Origin of the sequence: Streptomyces albipurpureus (genome assembly GCF_023701525.1) — a bacterium.
GTDB classification, from domain to species: Bacteria; Actinomycetota; Actinomycetes; order Streptomycetales; family Streptomycetaceae; genus Streptomyces; species Streptomyces albipurpureus.
Window position 1 is genome coordinate 365,484 of record NZ_JAMQAW010000011.1, and the last position, 214, is coordinate 365,697.

Below are 214 nucleotides of genomic sequence, written 5' to 3' on the forward strand. Positions count from 1 at the left end.
TTCTTTTGGATCGGGCTGGATCAGTGAGCGGGGTCTGGCTGGGGTCCTCCCCCTGGCTCCGCCGGGGGGAGTACCCCCACCCACGCCGAAGGCCGAGGGGGAGAGCCGTGCCAGGGCACCCGAGCCCAGCAAGATCCGGAAAAGAGGCCCTAGTGCTCTGACCGCGTTGGTTCACCGGGTTGAGCGGTGAGCTGGTCGTGGTTGAGGTAGCGGC